This window comes from Stenotrophomonas sp. 1337 (assembly GCF_031455455.1).
GTDB classification, from domain to species: Bacteria; Pseudomonadota; Gammaproteobacteria; order Xanthomonadales; family Xanthomonadaceae; genus Stenotrophomonas; species Stenotrophomonas indicatrix.
Genome location: NZ_JAVDSR010000003.1, coordinates 22,713 through 36,260, shown reverse-complemented (window position 1 = coordinate 36,260; position 13,548 = coordinate 22,713). Strand labels below are relative to the sequence as shown.

Here is a 13,548-nt window from a genome sequence, read left to right as displayed (position 1 = left end):
TGCGCCAGGTCTGCCCCCGGCGAAAAAAAAACCGCCCGGTCTCCCGGGCGGTTTTCGTTTCACGCTATGCGGTGCCGACGATCAGTTGCCGGTGCCGGTCAGGCCACGCTTTTCCAGCAGCGGTTCGATCTGCGGCTCGTGGCCGGCAAAATCGCGGAACAGCTGCATCGCATCCACGCTGCCACCCTTGGACAGCAGGGTCGCGCGGAAGTGGTCGCCGTTCTTGCGGCTCAGGCCGCCGTTGTCGCGGAACCACTTCTGGGTGTTGGCGTCGAGCACTTCCGACCAGATGTAGGCGTAGTAGCCGGCCGAGTAGCCGCCCATGATGTGGCTGAAATACGGGGTCCTGTAGCGCGGCGGAACCGGCGCATAGTAGATGCCGTCCTTCTCCAGCGCGGCGTGCTCGAAGGCCATCACGTCCTTGGCGGCCGGGACCTGGTCCGGGCCGATCTGGTGCCAGCGCTGGTCGAGCATGGCGGCGCCCAGGTACTCGGTGGTGGCAAAGCCCTGGTTGAACTTGGCCGCGGCCAGCACCTTGTCCAGCAGTGCCTGCGGCATTGCCGAGCCGTTCTGGTAGTGCTTGGCGTAGTTCTTCAGGATGGCCGGATTGTCGGCCCACATCTCGTTGACCTGCGAGGGGAACTCGACGAAGTCGCGCGGCACCGCGGTGCCCGAGAAGTACGGATACTTCACGTTCGAGAACATGCCGTGCAGGGCATGGCCGAACTCGTGGAAGGTGGTGCTCACTTCATCCCAGGTCAGCAGGGTCGGCTGGCCGGCCGGCGGCTTGGGAATGTTCAGGTGATTGGCCACCACCGGCTTGAAACCGGTCAGCTTGGACTGCGAGACGTACGAGTTCATCCACGCACCGCCGCGCTTGGAGGCGCGTGCGTACGGGTCGAAGATGAAGATCGCCAGCTGGCTGCCGTCGGCATCGAACACGTCATAGACGGTGACGTCATCGTGGTAGACCGGCAGGTCGGTGCGCTGCTTGAAGGTCAGGCCGAATTCCTGGTTGGCGGCGAAGAACACGCCGTTCTCCAGCACGTTCTTCATCTCGAAGTACGGCTTCAGCTGCGATTCGTCGAAGTTGTACTTGGCCTGGCGCACCTTCTCGCTGTAGAAGGCCCAGTCCCACGGCTCCAGCTTGAAGGTCGGCTTGCCGGCGGCCTTCTGTTCCTGGTCGATCATTGCCTGCAGGTCGGCGGCTTCGCGCTTGGCGTTGGCCACCGCTGCCGGGGCCAGCTTGCCCAGCATCGCATTGACCGCTTCAGGGGTCTTGGCGGTCTGGTTGGTCAGGTTGTAGGCGGCGAAGTTGGCAAAGCCCATCAGCTTGGCCTTGTCGGCGCGCAGCTGCATGATGCGCGCGACCAGCGCGGTGTTGTCGAACTCACCGCCGCGGCTGCCGCGGGTGGTGGACGCTTCGTAGATCTTCTGGCGCAGGGCACGGTTGGCCAGGTTGGTCAGCGGCGGCTGGCCGGTGGTGTTGAGCAGGGTGATCACGTACTTGCCGTCCAGGCCACGGGCCTTGGCGGCTTCGGCGGCAGCGGCGATCTGCTCCTTGGACAGGCCGTCCAGTTCCTTGACGTCGTTGACGGTGATCGCCGAAGCGTTCACTTCCGACTGCACATTCTGGCTGAACTTGGTGCCGAGGTTGGCCAGCTCGGCGTTCATTTCCTTCAGCTTGGTCTTGTCGGCCTCGGACAGCTTGGCGCCGGCGCGCACGTAGTTGTCGTAGTACTTCTCGACCAGGCGAACGCCTTCAGCGTCCAGGCCCAGGGTGGTGCGGCTGTCATACAGCGCCTGGATGCGCGCGAACAGCTTGCCGTTCAGCGCGATCGCATCGCTGTGCGCGGCGAACTTCGCCGAATAGTCGGCCTGCAGCTTCTTGCGGGTGTCGTTGGTGTCGGCGCCGACCAGGCTGAAGAACACGGTGGTCGCGCGGTCCAGGGTGTCACCGCTCTTTTCCAGGGCGATGATGGTGTTGTCGAAGGTCGGCTTGGCCTTGGTGTTGGCGATCGCCTCCACTTCCTTCAGCTGCTGCGCCATGCCGGCGTCGAAGGCCGGGGCGAAGTCGCTGTCCTTGATCTTGTCGAACTGCGGGAAATGCAGCGGCAGCGGGCTGTCGGCGAAGAACGGATTGGCCTGCTGGGCATTGGTAGCGGTGGCCGGGGCGGCGGCGCTGGCCGAATAGGCGGGCAGGGCAAGGCCGAGGGTCATGGCCACGGCAAGGGCAAGGCGGGTGGTCAAGGTCGATACTCCGGTAAGGCAAACAAGGGCCCGAGGGTAACCCGGCCCGGCGCGCCCGCACTTGTGTCAAAAGGCATGTTGGCAAAGCCGCCCCGCAGCAGGGCCACCCCCATGGGTGGCTGCCCGGGTACCATGCAATCACCGCCCACGGCCATCCGCCATGACCACTGCCTACGATTTCAGCTTCCGTGACCTTGAAGGCCAGCCGCAGGCGTTGGCACAGTACCAGGGCCGTCCGCTGCTGCTGGTCAACGTGGCCAGCCGCTGTGGCTTTACCCCGCAGTACACCGGGTTGGAACAGCTGTGGCAGGACTATCGTGATCGCGGCCTGGTGGTGATCGGATTTCCCTGCAACCAGTTCGGCGCGCAGGAGCCGGGCGATGCCGCGCAGATCCGCCAGTTCTGTTCGATCGATTACCCGGTCAGCTTCCCGCTGTCGCAGAAGATCGAGGTCAATGGCGAGGGTGCCGACCCGCTGTGGGCATGGCTGTCTCATGAGAAGCGCGGGTTGCTGGGTATCGCCCGCATCAAGTGGAACTTCAGCAAGTTCCTGGTCGATCGCCAGGGCCAGGTGGTGGATCGCTATGCGCCGACCACCAAGCCGGAGCAGTTGCGCGGCGGCATCGAGGCGGTGTTGTGACCGGTAGCGCCGGGCCATGCCCGGCGACCGATATCCGCCGGGCATGGCCCGACGCTACCGAGGCGGCTTATTTCTCGACGAACGCGCGCTCGAACACGTAGTGCCCGGGCGTACCGATGCGCGGCGAAGTCTGGAAGCCACGGCTGTCCAGCACGGTGCGCAGGTCGGCCAGCATCTGCGGGCTGCCGCAGATCATCGCGCGGTCGTTTTCCGGGCTCAGCTCGGGCAGGCCGAGCGTGCGCTGCATCTCGCCGCTTTCCATCAGCGAGGTCAGGCGGCCCTGGTTCGGGAACGGCTCGCGGGTCACCGCCGGGTAGTACAGCAGCTTGTCGCCGACCATTTCGCCCAGGAACTCATGCTCACGCAGTTCCTTCTCGAAATAATCGCGGTAGGCCAGGTCCTTTTCGTAGCGCACACCGTGGCACAGGATCACCTTGTCGAAGCGCTCGTAGGTCTCCGGGTCCTTGATCACCGACAGCCACGGCGCCAGGCCGGTGCCGGTGCCCAGCAGGTACAGGTGCTTGCCCGGGTGCAGGTCGCTGATCAGCAGGGTGCCGGTGGGCTTCTTGCCGACCAGTACCTTGTCGCCTGGCTTGATGTGCTGCAGGCGCGAGGTCAACGGACCGTCCTGCACCTTGATGCTGAAGAATTCCAGCTGTTCTTCCCAGTTGGCGCTGGCGATGGAGTACGCGCGCAGCAGCGGCCGCGCATCGGTCTCCAGGCCGATCATCACGAACTGGCCGTTCTCGAAGCGGAAACCGCTGTCACGGGTGAGGGTGAAGCTGAAGTAGGCGTCGGTCCAGTGGCGGACCTCAAGCACCGTTTCGGCGCCGAAAGCGGAGGACATGGGCGTATCTATCGGAAGTCGTCGGGACAATTCTATCTCAAATGAGACAGGTTCTCATTAGGCGGAACGAGAGGCGTTCTCAGCGATAACCGGCCGCCTGCAGTTCGAACAGTTCGGCATAGCGGCCGCCCTGTGCCATCAGCTGCTCGTGCGTGCCGCTGGCTTCGATCCGGCCATCGGCCAGCACCAGGATGCGGTCGGCCATGCGTACTGAAGAGAAGCGGTGGGAAATCAGCACTGCCGTACGATTATCCGCCAATTCCCTGAACCGCTGGAACACCTCGAACTCGGCGCGGGCGTCCAGTGCCGCGGTGGGCTCGTCCAGGATCATCACCTGTGCATCGCGCATCCACGCACGGGCAATGGCGATCTTCTGCCACTGCCCACCGGACAGGTCCACGCCCTGCTGGAAGCGGCGGCCGATCTGCTGGTCGTAGCCGCCGGGCAGGGCAGCGATCACTTCCTCGGCCATGCCGCGGCGGGCGGCATCGGAGATCCGCGCGCGGTCGTCCATCGCTTCGACCTGGCCGACACCGATGTTCTCGCCGGCGCTGAGGTTGTAGCGCACGAAATCCTGGAAGATCACGCCCAGATTGGCGCGCAGGTCGTCCAGGTCGTAGTCGCGCAGGTCGCGCCCATCCAGCAGGATGCGGCCTTCGTCCGGTTCGTACAGGCGTGCCAGCAGCTTGACCAGGGTGGTCTTGCCCGCGCCGTTCTCGCCGACCAGCGCCAGTACTTCGCCCGCGTGCAGGTGGAAATCCAGGTGGCGCACGGCCCATTGCTCGGCATCGGGGTAGCGGAAGCCCACGTCCTCGAACACGAAGCCCTCGCGGATCGGCTGCGGCACGCGCACCGCGTCCTTTCGCGAATGGATTTCCGGTTCGATCTGGAAGAACGAATACAGGTCGTCCAGGTACAGCGCCTGGCTGGCCACCTGCGAGAACCCGATCAGCAGGCCTTCCAGCAACTGGCGCAGGCGCAGGAAGCTGCCGGCGAGAAAGGTCAGGTCACCGATCGAGAAATCGCCACGCACCGTGCGCCAGGCGATATACGCATACGCGGTGTAGTAGCCCAGCGTGCCCAGCGCGGCCAGCAACGTGCCCCAGAACGCCCGCCGCCGGGCAAGCGCGCGGTTGGCCAGGAACAGTGCCGCCGACAGGCTGCGGTAGCGGTCGACCAGGAACCGGTGCAGGTTGAAGATCTTTACTTCCTTGGCCGTCTCCACGCTGGCACCGAGCTGGCGCAGGTAGTCCAGCTGGCGGCGCTCCGGCGTCCACAGGAAGTTGAGGCTGTAGCCGGCCGCATTGAAGTGCGACTCGCCGATGAAGGCCGGCACCAGCGCCAGCGCCAGCAGCAGGATCAGCCACGGTGCGTAGACCAGCAGGCCGACGGCCAGGCTGGCAACGGTGATCGCATCCTGCACCTGGCCGAACAGCTGGCTCATCAGGTTCATCCGGCCCATGGTCTGGCGCCGTGCGCGGTCCAGCTTGTCCTGCAGGTCCGGGTCCTCGAAATCCTCCAGGTCCAGGGTCGCCGCATGTTCCATCAGGCGCACGCTGGTGGCGTTGGCGAACAGCTCCGACAACAGCGCATCGGCGTAGCTGACCAGCCGACCGAGCAGGTCCGAGGCGATCGCCAGGCCGAATTCCAGTGCCAACAGGCCGAGCAGTGGATTGAGCAGGCCGCTGGACAGCGCCTCGCCCATCGGCGGAAAACCGGCTCCGTGCTGGCTCAGATGCAGGGCGGTATCGATGATCAGCTTGCCGACGTACAACATCGCCACCGGCAGCAGCGCACGGATCAGGCGCAGGCCGAGGCTGGCCAGGGTCAGCGCGCGGCTGGTCTGCCACACCTGGCGCAGGAACGGTGGCAGGTTGCGCATCGCCTTGAAGCGTTGGCGCAGGCTGGGTTTCTTGGCGCCGGCAGCGCCGGCAATGGGAGAGGCGGGCATGCCGCCATTGTGCGCGCCTGATACGTGCAGGTGGGGTCAGGGCAGCCGTGTGGCCGCACGGGGTCGGATCCCTTTGCTGTGCAAAGGGCTCTGACCCCATCGGCCCGAATCGGGTCAGAGCCCTTCGCAATGCGAAGGGCTGGACCCACCCACATCCACGCATGGCGTGGATCTACCGAGGCCAGCGCGAGACTGGCCCCGCCGAGAATCACGGCAGCGGTGGCAACAGTCCAGCCCCCAGCCGGTTCCAGGCATTGATCACTGCAATGCCCATGCTCAGGTCACTGATGCCTTTCTCATCAAAGTGCGGTGCCAGCGCATCGAACGCCGCCTGCGACGGTGCGCCATCAGTCAACCGGGTCAGCGCCTCGGCCCAGCCCAGCGCCGCGCGCTCGCGGTCGTCGAAGAACCGGCTTTCGTGCCAGGCGGGCAGCGTATCCAGCTTGCGCGGCTCGATGCCGCCCTTGCGCAGCGCCGTGCCGTGCATGTCCATGCAGTAGCCGCAGCCATTGAGCTGCGACACGCGCAGGAACACCAGTTCCATCAACGTCGGATCGATCGAACTGTCATGCACCGCCTTGCTGGTGGCCAGCAGGCCCTTGAAGGCCTCGGCGGCCAGGCGGGTGTAGGGAACGCGGGGAGAGGCGTGGTCGGACATCTTCAGCTCCACGGCGGCCACCATGGCCGCCTTTCACTACCAGGACGCCGCTCCGTTCCCGTCCGTGACAGAGAGGGCTAAAACGACAACCTAGAGTGCTGAATGCGGCTTAGCCTGCTTGTCTTTCATGGCATCAAAGCTTATCGAAATTCTACGGACGGCGAAGTATCTATTTGACCTCTAGAAAGCCTGGCTTCGCATCTATTATGAGTTGCTTCAGGCCGTCGTCGTCACGCCTGAGCATCTCCGGAAGATTTTCCCATTCTCCGTAACGATCTGAGCTCACAAGTTTCCCTTTTACGATGACGAGACGAACATCAGGTCTGAAGTCAATGATCTGCTTTCTAGGTGGAGGCCATGAAGAATTCCCATCCTCGAATGGAATCCTGCCAATTCGAGGCCATTCGCCTCTTTCCATGGCGACACGGAGCGACGCAACGTGCAAGTGGCATTCAAGTGTAGGAATCTCATGCTCGTCTAGCATTCTGCCTTTCGAGATGAACGGGAGTATCGCGACATCCGGGTCTTGATAGGCCCGAATATAGCCAAAGATCAATTCATCAGCTGATAGAGGAACGGCGAAAATTTCTCCGGCATTTATCCTGATTCTTCTTTTTGGCTTTTTCTGAATCATTGTTGGCTTAATTCTCCAAGATGGAAAGATGTTGCCCTATTCCAGCCCGGTGGGCCTAGATGACATCTTGAACTCCCTGCAGCTTTTCCGGATTCAACACGCTGTGCATGTCGGACATTTTGGCTCCACGGTGACCGCCTTTCACTACCAGGACGCCGCACCGTTCCCGTCCGTGACACCCAACTGTTAAAAGCGACATATTGAATGCGCGAAATGCGACTCTAGATGCGCGCATCGGCCTCAAAGACTCTTGTAGTGGCATCGAGTCGTGATGCATCTCACTCAGGTGATCATTTGGAATTCGGGTGCTGACGTGAGGATCAGTGATTTCAACTGGTCAATGTCGGCTTTGATGAGCGCGGGAAGAGAGTCCCATTCGCCATACTCTTTAGAAGGAACAAAATTGCCCTTGACTACCACGAGCCTGACATCCGGACGGATCGTCGATAGTTGCCTTCTTGGTGGTGCCCAAGTTGATTCTGCATTCGGAAAAGGAAAAGAGGCGATTCTTGGCCAGTCACCTCCTTCAATGGCGGCGCGAATGGTCAGTACATCCATGAAGCTCTCCAATGTGGGAAGTTCGCATTCACGAAGCATTCTGCCCTTTGAAATGAATGGAAGGATCGCTACGTCCGGATCCTGGTAAGTGCGCACGTAGCCAAAAACAAGGTCGTCTTTATCAAGGGGTACGGCAAATACATCACCAACGTTCACCTTGATTCTCTTTGTTGGTTTTTGGGGATTCATTGCTGTCAATTTCCGTTCAATTGCGCTGACAGATTGCCCAAGTCCAAGTCCGTATGTCTAATCGACGAGTGCGCCTTGAATACGCGGTAGCTTCGCCGGATTGAGCACGCTGTAGAGATTGGCGATGCGGCCATCGACCACCTCGATGGTGGTGATCGAGTGCAGGTGGTCGCCTTCGAAACGCAGGATCGCCGGTTCGCCATTGACGTAGCCGAGCTGTGCCGGATGCGCCGCGCCGCGACGGGCGATGGCCCAGTACAGGCGGCCGATACGCTCGGCACCCCGCAGTGGTCGCACCGCTGCGGTGACCACGCCACCGCCATCGGAAACCAGCAGCGCGTTGGCATGCAGCAGCGCCTGGATGGCCTCGCTGTCGCCACGCTGGGAAGCGTCCATGAAACGCGCCAGCAGTTGCCGGTGCTGGCTGGCATCGGCATTGAAGCGCGGCCGCCCAGACTGCAGGCGCTGCCGGGCCCGGTGCACCAGCTGGCGGCAATTGGCCTCGCTGTGGCCGATCAGCTCGGCAATCTCGCGGTAGTCGTGGTCGAAGGCTTCCTTCAGCAGGAAGGCGGCGCGCTCCTCCGGTCCGAGCTGTTCGAGCAGGGTCAGGAAGGCCACGGAGACGTCGTCGGCCAGCGCGTGCAGCTGCGCGGGGCCGGGCGCCGGGTCGGGTTCGAGGGTGATCGCCAGCGGTTCGGCCAGCCACGGCCCGACATAGTGGGTGCGTTCACGCTTGGCTGCCCGCAGCCGGTCCAGCCCCAGCCGGGTGGTGGTGGTCACCAGCCAGGCCTCGGGGTCGACGATGGCGGCCGAATCGCTGCCGGCCCAGCGCAGCCAGGCGTCCTGGACCACGTCCTCGGCGTCGCTGCGGCTGCCAAGAAGGCGGTAGGCCAGCGCCATCAGGCGTGGGCGGTGGGTCTGGAAGGCGGTTTCGGCGTTCATGTGAGCAAGGACGCGCCAGCGGGGCGCGGCGTGACAGAGGGCAGGGTCGGATCTTGCCGGCCAGCGGCCGGCACCACCACCCCACGGTCGAGGGAGGGGGTAAAATGGGCGGATTACCCCCGCCAGCCTTCAGCAAGCGAGCAATCCGTGACATCGATCAAGCAGGAAGACCTCATCCAGTCCGTCGCCGACGCGCTGCAGTACATCTCGTACTACCACCCGGTCGACTACATCAAGAACCTTGCCGCCGCCTATGAGCGCGAGGAGTCGCCGGCAGCGAAGGAGGCGATCGCGCAGATCCTGATCAACTCGCGGATGTGCGCCGAAGGCCATCGGCCGATCTGCCAGGACACCGGCATCGTCACCGTGTTCCTGGAAATCGGCATGGACGTGCGCTGGGATGACGCCACCATGGGCGTGGAGGACATGGCCAACGAAGGCATCCGTCGCGCCTACCTGTACCCGGACAACAAGCTGCGCGCTTCGGTGCTGGCCGATCCGGCCGGCAAGCGCATCAATACCAAGGACAACACCCCGGGCGTGGTCAACGTCAAGGTGGTGCCGGGCAACACCGTGGAGGTGATCGTTGCCGCCAAGGGCGGTGGTTCGGAAGCCAAGACCAAGTTCGCCATGCTCAACCCGTCCGACTCGATCGTCGACTGGGTGCTGAAGACCGTGCCGACCATGGGCGCGGGCTGGTGCCCGCCGGGCATGCTCGGCATCGGCATCGGCGGCACTGCCGAGAAGGCGATGCTGCTGGCCAAGGAAGCGCTGATGGAGCCGATCGACATCACCGAGCTGCAGGCCCGTGGTGCGTCCAACCGCATCGAGGAACTGCGTCTGGAGCTGTACGAGAAGGTCAACGCACTGGGTATCGGTGCGCAGGGCCTGGGTGGCCTGACCACCGTGCTCGACATCAAGATCAACGACTACCCGACCCACGCGGCCAACCTGCCGGTGGCGATGATCCCGAACTGCGCCGCCACCCGCCATGCGCACTTCACCCTGGATGGCAGCGGCCCGGTGATGCTGGATCCGCCGTCGCTGGAAGACTGGCCGAAGCTGACCTACGACGCGTCCAAGGGCACCCGCGTGGACCTGGACACGATCACCCCGGAAGACGTGGCCAGCTGGAAGCCGGGCCAGACCCTGCTGCTCAACGGCAAGCTGCTGACCGGCCGCGACGCCGCGCACAAGCGCATGGTCGACATGCTCAACAAGGGCGAGGAACTGCCGGTCGATCTGAAGGGGCGCTTCATCTACTACGTCGGCCCGGTCGATCCGGTGCGCGACGAAGTGGTAGGCCCGGCCGGTCCGACCACCGCCACCCGCATGGACAAGTTCACCGAGCAGGTGCTGGCACAGACCGGCCTGCTGGGCATGGTCGGCAAGGCCGAGCGCGGTCCGGCCGCAATCGAGGCCATCAAGAAGCACAAGTCGGCCTACCTGATGGCCGTCGGTGGTTCGGCCTATCTGGTGTCCAAGGCGATCAAGGCGGCCAAGGTCGTCGGCTTTGCGGACCTGGGCATGGAAGCGATCTACGAGTTCACCGTGGAAGACATGCCGGTGACCGTGGCCGTCGATTCCACCGGCGAGTCGGTGCACAAGACCGGCCCGCGCGAGTGGCAGGCCCGCATCGGCAAGATTCCTGTCGTGGTGGAATGATCGGCGCGGCGTCGACCACGTCCGTCCGATTTCAGAACGGCGCCCGGGTGGCGCCGTTCTTCGTTTAACGATTGCAACCGCGCGGCTTTGCTAGGGTGTGCGCGTTGCCAGGCAAGGGAAGCTGTTTGTGCGTCAAGGAATACGCAATGTTTTCGCCGCAGTCGCCCTTGCCTTGATGGCGGGCTGCGCGCCGCAGTATTACGTCAAGCAACCCACCAGCGAGGCCGGCCGCGTGTGTGCAGCGGGGTGTACGCAGCGGCACATGCAGTGCGCGGATCAGGCACGTTCGATGGCCGAGATGGCGCAGCAGAGCTGTCAGTCGGACAAGGAGCGCGTCATCGACAGATGCAGTGACATCGCTGACGAGAAGATGCGGCATCGTTGCGAGGGCGCACGTGGCGCCGGCGCATACTGCGCCACCGCAGCCAACACGCGCGCCTGCGATGCGACCCGGGCGCAGTGTGTACTCGACTGCGGCGGATCGGTGAGCGAAACCCGTTCTTCTGGCAGTCTTCCGGTCTATTGAACAAGGAGCGTCCTGTGAACCTGTTGCGTAGCCTTTCCCTTGTCACCCTGCTGGTCATGGCCGGCTGCAGTACGTCATCTTCGTCGTATGGCGGTGGGGGCGGCTTCAGCGCCGGTGCCCAGTGCCAGATGCAGTGCCAGGCCAGCTATCGCAGCTGCATGGCCGAAGGCCAGGGGATCGGCAGCCGCCAGTCCAGCTGCGAGCAGCAGGTGGCACCGACGCCGGACCAGCGCTGCAAGGACATCGAGCATCCGGAACTGCGCCGTTCCTGCGAGTTGAAGGCGCACGACTGCACGCTGCGCGCACCGATGATGGGCTGCGGCGAGCGTCGTGATACCTGCATGAGTACCTGCGGCTGACCACGCCGGGGACAGCGCGCATAATCAGCCGTTCCCCGCCCAGGACAGGTCCTATGCGCACCACCTTGTATGGTTCCACCAGCACCGCCTCGCTGGTGGTGCATTGGCTGCTGATCGAGCTCGGCATCGAGCACGAACTGGTGCTGCTCGATTTCGAAACGCGCGAGCACAAATCAGCTGGCTACCTGGCGCTCAATCCGGCGGGCAGGGTGCCGACCCTGTTGATCGACGGCCAGGTACTGACCGAGGCGGCCGCGATCGCGCTGTATCTGGCAGACCGTCATCCGCAGGCAGGGTTGTTGCCTGCCGTCGGCACGCCGGCACGCGGCGAGGCCTATCGCTGGATGTTCTGGTGCGCCAACACCGTGCAGCCGGCCTACCGCGCCTGGTTCTATCCGCATGAAGCAGCGGGTGGCGAGTGCATCGAGGCCGTGCGTACGATGGCACGGCAGCAGCTGGAGGCGGCCTGGCAGCAGGTTGCCACACACCTGCAGGACGACGGTCCCTACCTGCTCGGCGATGCGCCGGGCGTGGTCGATTTCATGCTGGTGATGTTGATGCGCTGGTCACGCAACATGCCCACGCCCAGCGACCACTGGCCGGTGTTGAAGGCGTATGCGGATCGCCTGAAGGCGCGCCCGGCGTTCGCCGAGGTCTATCGCCGCGAAGGCATCACCGACTGGCGGTAACCCGTTCTGTAGAGCCGGGCCATGCCCGGCTGCATTCACGGGTGGCACGCGAACCGCAGCCGAGCATGGCTCGGCTCTACCAAAGCGGGGCGGGTTACAGGATCTCCAGCACCGTTTCCGGGGGGCGGCACAGGCGGGTACCCTTCGCGGTGCGTACCACCGGACGGTTGATCAGCCGTGGGTGGGTGGCCATCGCGGCCAGCAGGGCGTCGTCATCGCTTCCCTGCAGATCCAGTGCGGCAAACTCGGGTTCCTTGCTGCGCACCAGCGCGGTCGCGGCCAGGCCGGATTCGGCCAGTACCTGGCGCAGCGTGGCCACGTCGGGCGGGCTGCCGAGATAGTCGATCACCACCGGTTCGAAACCGGCGTCGCGGATCAGCTTAAGCGCCCCGCGCGAGTTGCTGCACGCGGGGTTGTGCCAGATCGTCGCATCCATCAGAACCACTCCAGCAGGGACACGCCCACGCCGACGTAGGTCGCCTTGTGGTTGTAATCGATCAGGCTCTCGCCATAGCCGTCGAAGATCTGCACATGGCCGCGCAGCAGGTTGCTGATCGGGAAGCCGTAGTCCAGCTGCAGCGCGCCGTGCGAGCGGTCACCGGTGCGCAGCGAATGACGTGCCATCAACGAGACCTCGTGACCCTTGTGGTTCCAGGTCAGGGTCGCGTCGCCGCGGCCCATGTAGTCCTCGATGTCCGGGTTGTTGTCGTCGCTGCGGGTCTCGGGAATGCGGTACCAGGGACGCAGCACCAGTGCCCAGTTCTCGCGGTCGAGGCCGACGTTGAGGATCACCCGGTTCCAGCTGCGCGACAGCGGATCGGCACGGCCGTTGGACTGGTGGTTGAGGCTGATGCCGGTCATCCGCCCACGCCAGCCACCGATCGAGTAGCCGTTGCGGAACACCATCATCACTTCCGGCTCGTAGTTGGTCTCGCGGAACGGGCGCGAGTCCTCGCCGTTGTAGGCCTGCCAGCGCGAACTCTGGGTATAGCCCGCCCAGATGTCGCCGTTGTCGCCGAACAGGTTCTCGGCGATCTTGGTCTTGAAGCTGATCTGGAACTTCAGCTCAGCGCTGTCCAGCACCTGCGGGGTGGTCACGCTGTTGGCCGGGTTCGGCGAGTGCGGCATGGTGTTGCGGTCGCTGGTCCAGAATGCCGGCAGCAGGTAGACAGGCTTGTACGCGCGCAGCTGGAACGGGCCCAGCTTGGAGTCCTCGGCCAGTTCCCAGCGGCTGTCCAGCAGCGAACCGCGGCCGGCATTGGCAAGTGCGCTGTCCGGCGCTTCGGACCGGAACAGATCGCTGACACGCTCGCGCAGCTTCTCCTCGCCCTGGCTCACCCGCGTGGTGTCGCGCTGCTCGCGACGTGCCTGTGCGGCGGCTTCGGCGGCCGCATCAGCTTCGGCGGTGGCCTGAGGCGTGCGCCCGAACTGGCGGTCGTAGCAGGCCAGACGGGCAGCATCGGTCGTGATGGCTGCGCAGGCGGCCGGCGAGGCCTCGGCGCTGGGCGCGAATTCCTGCGCTGCCAGTGGCGCGCTGGCCAGGGCCAACGCCAGCGGTGCAAGACGGGGAAACAACGGAGAGAGGGTCATTGCAGCAGGCCCTTCGGAATGAATGCGGAAAGAGGGACAGTGTGGCGGCT

General features: G+C 64.2%; 14 protein-coding genes. 5 read left to right on the top strand and 9 right to left on the bottom strand.

Features of this window, described 5'->3' with window-relative positions; all coding sequences use genetic code 11:
* Positions 1-81: 81 nt before the first annotated feature.
* Entirely contained in the window at positions 82-2,250 is a 2,169-nt protein-coding gene (locus tag J2X70_RS06165; protein WP_309909465.1) for a M3 family metallopeptidase, read from the bottom strand.
* A 160-nt stretch (positions 2,251-2,410) separates the two neighbouring features.
* On the opposite strand from J2X70_RS06165, the gene J2X70_RS06160 reads away from it, so the two are divergent.
* Entirely contained in the window at positions 2,411-2,890 is a 480-nt protein-coding gene (locus J2X70_RS06160) for a glutathione peroxidase (protein ID WP_140225774.1), read from the top strand.
* Positions 2,891-2,957: 67 nt separating this feature from the next.
* Here J2X70_RS06160 and J2X70_RS06155 read toward each other — a convergent pair whose 3' ends face one another.
* The 6 genes from J2X70_RS06155 to J2X70_RS06130 all read right to left on the bottom strand — a co-directional run bounded on the left by J2X70_RS06155 (position 2,958) and on the right by J2X70_RS06130 (position 8,669).
* Positions 2,958-3,737, bottom strand: a complete 780-nt coding sequence (locus J2X70_RS06155) for a ferredoxin--NADP reductase (RefSeq protein WP_049466610.1) — start codon at positions 3,735-3,737, stop codon at positions 2,958-2,960.
* Between the two features lie 79 nt (positions 3,738-3,816).
* Complete coding sequence (locus J2X70_RS06150; protein WP_025876751.1) at positions 3,817-5,688, bottom strand: ABC transporter ATP-binding protein; 1,872 nt, start codon at positions 5,686-5,688, stop codon at positions 3,817-3,819.
* Between the two features lie 208 nt (positions 5,689-5,896).
* Positions 5,897-6,346 carry a carboxymuconolactone decarboxylase family protein gene (locus J2X70_RS06145; RefSeq protein ID WP_032978827.1) on the bottom strand — a complete coding sequence of 150 codons (450 nt, stop codon included), beginning with the start codon at positions 6,344-6,346 and terminating at the stop codon, positions 5,897-5,899.
* A 169-nt stretch (positions 6,347-6,515) separates the two neighbouring features.
* On the bottom strand, positions 6,516-6,980 hold the full coding sequence (locus J2X70_RS06140; protein ID WP_133119350.1) for an Imm26 family immunity protein: 465 nt from the start codon (positions 6,978-6,980) through the stop codon (positions 6,516-6,518).
* Between the two features lie 282 nt (positions 6,981-7,262).
* Entirely contained in the window at positions 7,263-7,727 is a 465-nt protein-coding gene (locus J2X70_RS06135; RefSeq protein WP_144435780.1) for a hypothetical protein, read from the bottom strand.
* Between the two features lie 57 nt (positions 7,728-7,784).
* Positions 7,785-8,669, bottom strand: coding sequence for an RNA polymerase sigma-70 factor (locus J2X70_RS06130; RefSeq protein ID WP_309909460.1), 885 nt, complete (start codon positions 8,667-8,669; stop codon positions 7,785-7,787).
* 147 nt (positions 8,670-8,816) lie between these two features.
* Here J2X70_RS06130 and J2X70_RS06125 point away from each other — a divergent pair, with 147 nt between their 5' ends.
* The 4 genes from J2X70_RS06125 (at position 8,817) to J2X70_RS06110 (ending at position 11,908) form a co-directional block, all read left to right on the top strand.
* Positions 8,817-10,334 carry a fumarate hydratase gene (locus tag J2X70_RS06125; RefSeq protein WP_025876754.1) on the top strand — a complete coding sequence of 506 codons (1,518 nt, stop codon included), beginning with the start codon at positions 8,817-8,819 and terminating at the stop codon, positions 10,332-10,334.
* A gap of 289 nt (positions 10,335-10,623) precedes the next feature.
* Positions 10,624-10,860: a hypothetical protein gene (locus tag J2X70_RS06120; RefSeq protein ID WP_227417103.1), complete on the top strand. Its 237-nt coding sequence runs from the start codon at positions 10,624-10,626 to the stop codon at positions 10,858-10,860.
* 14 nt (positions 10,861-10,874) lie between these two features.
* The gene (locus J2X70_RS06115) at positions 10,875-11,219 is read left to right on the top strand and encodes a hypothetical protein (RefSeq protein WP_032978830.1); all 345 of its coding nucleotides are present in this window, start codon (positions 10,875-10,877) and stop codon (positions 11,217-11,219) included.
* Between the two features lie 53 nt (positions 11,220-11,272).
* Positions 11,273-11,908: a glutathione S-transferase family protein gene (locus J2X70_RS06110; protein ID WP_309909457.1), complete on the top strand. Its 636-nt coding sequence runs from the start codon at positions 11,273-11,275 to the stop codon at positions 11,906-11,908.
* A gap of 94 nt (positions 11,909-12,002) precedes the next feature.
* Here the strand turns inward: J2X70_RS06110 and arsC are convergent, their stop codons facing one another.
* The gene (gene arsC, locus J2X70_RS06105; RefSeq protein WP_309909455.1) at positions 12,003-12,344 is read right to left on the bottom strand and encodes an arsenate reductase (glutaredoxin); all 342 of its coding nucleotides are present in this window, start codon (positions 12,342-12,344) and stop codon (positions 12,003-12,005) included.
* Positions 12,344-13,498: a phospholipase A gene (locus J2X70_RS06100; RefSeq protein ID WP_032978835.1), complete on the bottom strand. Its 1,155-nt coding sequence runs from the start codon at positions 13,496-13,498 to the stop codon at positions 12,344-12,346. Before J2X70_RS06100 ends, arsC begins: the two co-directional genes overlap by 1 nt.
* Positions 13,499-13,548 lie beyond the last annotated feature (50 nt).